This window comes from Burkholderia sp. Ac-20379, from assembly GCF_017104645.1.
GTDB lineage: Bacteria > Pseudomonadota > Gammaproteobacteria > Burkholderiales > Burkholderiaceae > Burkholderia.
Genome location: NZ_JAAGPF010000406.1, coordinates 1 through 5,821, shown reverse-complemented (window position 1 = coordinate 5,821; position 5,821 = coordinate 1). Strand labels below are relative to the sequence as shown.

Below are 5,821 nucleotides of genomic sequence, written 5' to 3'. Positions count from 1 at the left end.
GCTGCCCGCGGGCGACGCACACGGCGCACCGCCGCCTCGCTCGCCGTGGCGATCGCGCTGGCGCTGCCGGCCTGGGCGCTGCTGCGCGCCTACCCGCCCGGCTATCTGCTGGCCGACCTGCACACCGCCACGGGCCAATGGCAGACGCACGTGCTGCCCGACGGCTCGCGCATCACGCTCGATACGTCCAGCGCCGTGAATCTCCACTACGACGCGCACCGCCGCACGATCGAACTGGTGCAGGGCGCGATCCTGGTCGACGTGGCGAAGGATCCCGAACGGCCGTTCGTGGTCGAGACGCGCGACGGCAGCGTGCGTGCGCTCGGCACGCGCTTCGTGGTCGACCGCGAGGCCGACGACACCGTGCTGAGCATGATCCAGTCGAAGGTGGCGGTGCAGACGGCGCACGAGCGCGACCAGCACAGCACGCATCGGGTGCAGGTGGTGGCGAACCAGCGCGTGCGGATCACGGCGGACGCGGTGAGCCCGATCGAGACGATCGATGCGCGCAGCCTGTCGGACGCCTGGGCGCATCGCCAGATGGTGGTGACCGACCGGCCGCTGGCCGAGGTGCTCGACACGCTGTCGCGCTACCGCCGCGGGCGGATCGTCTACGACCGCGCGGCGATCGCGGCGATGCAGGTCAGCGCGGTGCTGCCGCTCGACGACACCGACCAGGCGCTGCGACTGCTGAAAACCACCTTCCCCGCGCTGCGGATCCGCATGCTGACGCCGTGGATCACGCGGATCGATACGGATCCCGAACCACCGCCCGCGCCGCATTCCTGAGCGCCGCGCCGGGCATGCGCGCGGCCCGGCGCGCTCGCCGAAAATTTTTTCGCATGTTCGGTTCCACTTTTCCCGGTTCGTCCGTCAAGCCATCAGAGACCACGAATTCAGGAACCACACGCCATGTTTCTGCCGTACCGCAAGCCCGCTTCCCGCCGCGCCGGCCCGCCCCGTTTCGCGCCGCTGGCGCGGCACCTGCCGAACCTGCCAATCGCGCTGGCCTTCGCGCTGTCGTTCTGCGGCGCTGCCCACGCGCAAACCCGCACGATCGCGGCCGCCTCCGCCGATTACGACATCCCCGCCGGCCCGCTCGCCGACGGCCTGAACCGCTTCGCCCAGCAATCGGGCGTGGCGATCGCCGCCGATGCGAACCGCCTGCGCGGGCTGACCACGCCGGGGCTGAAGGGCCGTTACGACGTGGACGCCGGCTTCGCGCGGCTGCTGCAGGGCAGCGGCTTCACGGCGGCGCGCACCGGCTCGGGCTACGTGCTGCAGACGGCCACGCCGCCGGCCGCTTCGGCCACGCCCGGCAGCGACGGCAGCGTCGCGCTGCCGGTCGTGAACGTGTCCGGCGATCGCGACCGGCTCGCCGCGCGGCTGAACCCCGACACCACGGTGGGCTCGAAGCTGCCGCTCGCGCAACGCGAGATTCCGCAGACGGTGAACGTGCTGACCGCGGCCCAGATCGACGAACAGAAGATCGTCGATCTGAACCAGGCCGTCACGCAGATCCCCGGCATGACGGCGGCGCAGTACAACGCCGGCCAGACCGATTTCTATTCGCGCGGCTTTCCGGTGGACGTGATCCAGCTCGACGGCATCCCGTTCAACCTGAACACCAGCGCGAACGGCCTGACGAACCTGAACCTCGCGATGTACGACCGCGTCGAGGCGCTCGACGGGCCGGCCGGGCTGCTGAGCGGCTTCGGCGGCGCGGGCGGTGTGCTGAACCTGGTGCGCAAGCGCGCCCAGCGCGACTTCGCCTTCACGGGCGACGTGTCCTACGGCTCGGGATCGGACCGTCGCCAATCGCTCGACGTGACCGGCGCGCTGAACCGCTCGGGCTCGGTGCGCGGACGTTTCGTGGAGGCGGCGCAGGACGCGCACCTGGCCCCGGACGGCACGTTCAAGAAGCAGGCGCTGTTCTACGGCACGCTCGAGGCGGACCTCACGCCCACCACGCTGCTGACGGTGGGCGCCAGCTACCAGCGCATCATCCAGAAGGCGATGGACGACGGCTATCCGGCGTTCAGCACCGGCCAATTGCTGCACGATCCGTCGCGCTACATCGGCTCGCCCGACGATCGGCAGTCGTTCACCACCACCACCGCGTTCGGCTCGCTCGAACAGAAGCTCGGTGGCGGCTGGAAGGCGAAATTCACGGCGCAGGCCTTCAACACCTCGTCGGATTTCGCCGCCGTCTACCCCTACGGCGGCGGCATCGACGTCGACACCGGCACGATCAAGGCCGCGTCGTTCCTGAATCACGAATCGAACGTGCAGCGCACCTTCGACCTGTTCGTGGCCGGCCCGGTGAAACTGTTCGGGCGCACCCACCAATTGACGGTGGGGATGGACTACCAGACCTACCATTTCGCACTGCACGACAATTTCGATTTTTCGGGCACGCAGTCCTACAACTATTTCACCGGCGCGCTGCCGCCGATCGTGCCCGGCAATTCGCTGCAGACCTCGTTTACCGACAGCTCGCAGTTCAACCTCTACACCAACGCGCGCATCAGCCTGGCCGACCCGCTGACCTTCGTGATCGGCGGCGCGCTGTCGTGGTGGAACGTGCGCAACACCTACGGCGAGAACACCTTCGGCACGGCCGATTCGGCCGCCCACATCTCGGCGAAGGTCACGCCGTTCTTCGGGCTGATCTACGACATCGACAGGCATCTGTCGGCCTATGCGAGCTACACGACGATCTTCGAGCCGCAGGCCAACACCGACGCCGAAGGCAAGCTGATCGCGCCGCTGCGCGGCAACCAGGTGGAACTCGGCATCAAGGGCGAGTACTTCGACGGACGCCTGAACACGTCCGCGTCGATCTTCCAGATCCATCAGCAGAACCGCGCCATCGCGGATCCGGCCAATCCGCTGTCGGGCTACGACATCGCGGCCGGCAAGGCGCGCAGCGAGGGCTTCCAGGTATCGGCCACGGGCCAGGTCCTGCCCGGCTGGACCGTGTTTGGCGGCTATACCTATACGGATGTGGTGTCGCTCGACTCGTCGCTGTCGGCCACCGGCACCAGCGGCCAGGCCTTCACGCAGATCGCGCCGAAGCACCTGTTGCGGCTTTGGACGAACTATCGGTTCCACGGCGCGCTGAGCAAGCTCGACGTGGGCGGCGGCGTGAACCTGTCGAGCCGCTATTACACGCAGGATTCGGGTTACACGCTGAGCCAGGGCGGCTACGCGGTCGTCAACCTGCAGGCCGGTTACGACATCACGAAGCAGATCCGCGCGCAACTGAACGTCAACAACCTGTTCAACCGCCTCTATTACCAGTCGCTCGGCGGGGTCGGCAACGGCAACTTCCTCGGCGACCTGCGCAGCGTGCTGTTCACGTTGCGGTTCAAGATGTGAGCACCGTGCCGCGCGATGGCACGAAACGCCGCCAATCTGTCCGTTGGACTCGCCCCGAAACCGTTTCCCCGTCGGCGTCGAGCGTCCAGAATTTCGTCACGCGTGAGGCATTCCCGCCCACGCAGGTTACGGAGCAGAGATAGATGAGCGAGATTCTTGCCTCGGCCGAGCGAGTCGGCCCCGCGTTTTCCGTCGACGGCATGCTGCTGGCCCGCCAGAAGACCCGCGAGGCGATCCGGCAGATCGCGGCCAACGTCCAACCCGGCATGGTCGAGGAAGACGCGGTGGAGATGGCCAAGGGCGTGCTCGTCGGATCGGGGCTGGCGCTGAGCTGGCACCCGACCCGCGTGCGCTTCGGCAGCAACACCACCAAGCCGATGAAGCAGGCGTCCGCGCCCGGCGTGATCCTTCAGGAAAACGATATTTTCTTCATCGATATCGCCCCGCGGGTGGACGCGTGGGAAGGCGACGGCGGCGCCTCGTTCGTCGTCGGGCATCACGAGGCCCATGCGCGTTGCGCGCGCGATGCCGAGCGCCTGTTCCATGACGTGCGCGGCGTCTGGGAACGGCAGAAGCTGACCGGCACCGCTCTCTACGCCTATGCCGACGAAACGGCGCGTGCGATGGGCTGGGAACTGAACTTCGACCTGCCCGGCCATCGGGTGTCGGATTTCCCGCACGCCACCATCCATACCGGCTCGCTGTCGGATTTCGACGCCACGCCGTCCGCCATGCGCTGGATTCTCGAGATCCATCTCCGCGACCCGCAGCGGCGATTCGGCGCGTTCTTCGAAGACATGCTGCTCGACGACACGTTCTATCGCTAGGCGATGCGGCGTGCGCGAGCGCGCGCCCGAGCCGAATGTACATCGCCGGGAAACTGAGGCAGTATCTCTCGGCGCCTCGCTGCGCATGCCCACTTCAATTGCTTCGTTTTCTCGACGACCGATGGTTAGCGTTGCCCTGCTCGTATTTCCCGGCGTCCAGGCGCTCGACCTGTTCGGCCCGTCGGACGTGTTCGCCGAGGCGAATCGCTTCCTGCTGCCCGACGCGCAATACCGCCTGGAAACGATCTCGACCGAGCACGGGCCGCTGCGCTGCTCCAACGGCCTGCGGATCCAGCCCGACCGTCATTTCGCCGACGTGGACGACGCGCACGACCTGCTGCTGGTGATGGGCGGGCCGTCGCTCGTTCAGGCGGCGCTCGGCGAATCGGTGCATGCCTGGCTCAGGGCGGCGAGCCGGCGCGTGCGGCGCTTCGGCTCGATCTGCAACGGCGCGCTCACGCTCGCGCGCGCCGGGCTGCTGGACGGCCGTACCGTCACCACGCACTGGAACGACGCCGCCGCGCTCGCCGAGCTGTGCCCGACCGCCCGGGTCGAGTTCGACCGGATCTTCATCCAGGACGGCAACCTCTACACCTCGGCCGGCGTGACGGCCGGCATCGATCTGGCGCTCTACCTGCTCGCGCAGGACCACGGGCCGGAGGTGGCGCTGAACGTCGCCAAGCGGCTGGTGGTGTTCCTCCAGCGCGCCGGCGGGCAATCGCAGTTCAGCCCCTACCTGACGCCGTATGCCGAGGCCTCGTCGCCGATCGCGCAGGTTCAGCAATATGTGCTCGGGCACCTCGGCGACGATCTGAGCATCGACACGCTGGCGGCCGTGGCGAACATGAGCAAGCGTCACTTCGCGCGCGTTTTCGTCCGCGATACCCAGGTCACCCCGGCGGAGTTCGTCGAAAGCGCGCGCATCGACGCGGCCCGGGTCATGCTGGAAAACAGCACCGTCCCGCTCAAGACCGTCGCCTATCGATGCGGGCTGCGCGACGCGGACCATTTGCGCATGGCGTTCAAGCGCCGGCTCGGCGTGACGCCCCAGCAATATCGGCTCAATTTCGCGTCGCGGATCGGCGCTTGAGGGGCGGGCCAGGCGCCGCCGCGGCGGGCTTGGGCGGCGCCGCATGAAACGCGGCGGGTTCGCCCCGGCCGTCAGCCCTGCGCCGCCCGGCACGCGAGCTTGGCCGCCGCCAGATCCTCGAGCGCGCTGCCGACCGCCTTGAATACCGTGCGCTGGCGCGCATCGATACGGCCGTCCACGGACCCGCGGCACAGTTGCGTCAGGTCGCCGCGCAGCGCATCCCGCGCCCAGACGCCCAGGCGCATCGCGTTCAACAGATCGCCGGATTTCATCAGCGCCTCCTCGGTATCGACCCAGACATCGGCCTGCCCGAAGCAGCCGGGCTCGGCTTCCGTCATCGCCGGCGTGAAGCTGCCGATCAGATCGAGGTGGCTGCCGGCTTGCAGCCACTCGGCGCGCACGAACGGCGCCTGCGCGAGCGTCGCGCAACTGACGATATCGGCGTCGCGCACGGCCGGCTCGAGCGCGGCCACCGCCTCCGCCGGCAAGCCCGCCTCGCGCCATGTCGCGGCGCATCGCGCGG

At 68.4% G+C, this 5,821-nt stretch carries 4 protein-coding genes and 1 pseudogene; 4 read left to right on the top strand and 1 reads right to left on the bottom strand.

Going from position 1 to position 5,821, the window contains the following annotated elements:
* The 4 genes from G3N92_RS30080 to G3N92_RS30065 all read left to right on the top strand — a co-directional run.
* Window positions 1–789 (top strand): FecR domain-containing protein (locus G3N92_RS30080; protein ID WP_206131199.1); only part of this gene is annotated, 789 nt, incomplete at its 5' end.
* A gap of 123 nt (window positions 790–912) precedes the next feature.
* A complete protein-coding gene (locus G3N92_RS30075) occupies window positions 913–3,381 on the top strand; it encodes a TonB-dependent receptor (protein ID WP_206131198.1) in 2,469 nt (822 codons plus the stop codon).
* A 143-nt stretch (window positions 3,382–3,524) separates the two neighbouring features.
* Window positions 3,525–4,208, top strand: a complete 684-nt coding sequence (locus G3N92_RS30070) for a M24 family metallopeptidase (protein ID WP_206131197.1) — start codon at window positions 3,525–3,527, stop codon at window positions 4,206–4,208.
* 121 nt (window positions 4,209–4,329) lie between these two features.
* On the top strand, window positions 4,330–5,298 hold the full coding sequence (locus G3N92_RS30065; RefSeq protein ID WP_206131196.1) for a GlxA family transcriptional regulator: 969 nt from the start codon (window positions 4,330–4,332) through the stop codon (window positions 5,296–5,298).
* A gap of 71 nt (window positions 5,299–5,369) precedes the next feature.
* On the opposite strand, the pseudogene G3N92_RS30060 reads toward G3N92_RS30065, so the two are convergent.
* A pseudogene (locus G3N92_RS30060) lies at window positions 5,370–5,821 on the bottom strand (ornithine cyclodeaminase family protein); the annotation flags it as partial.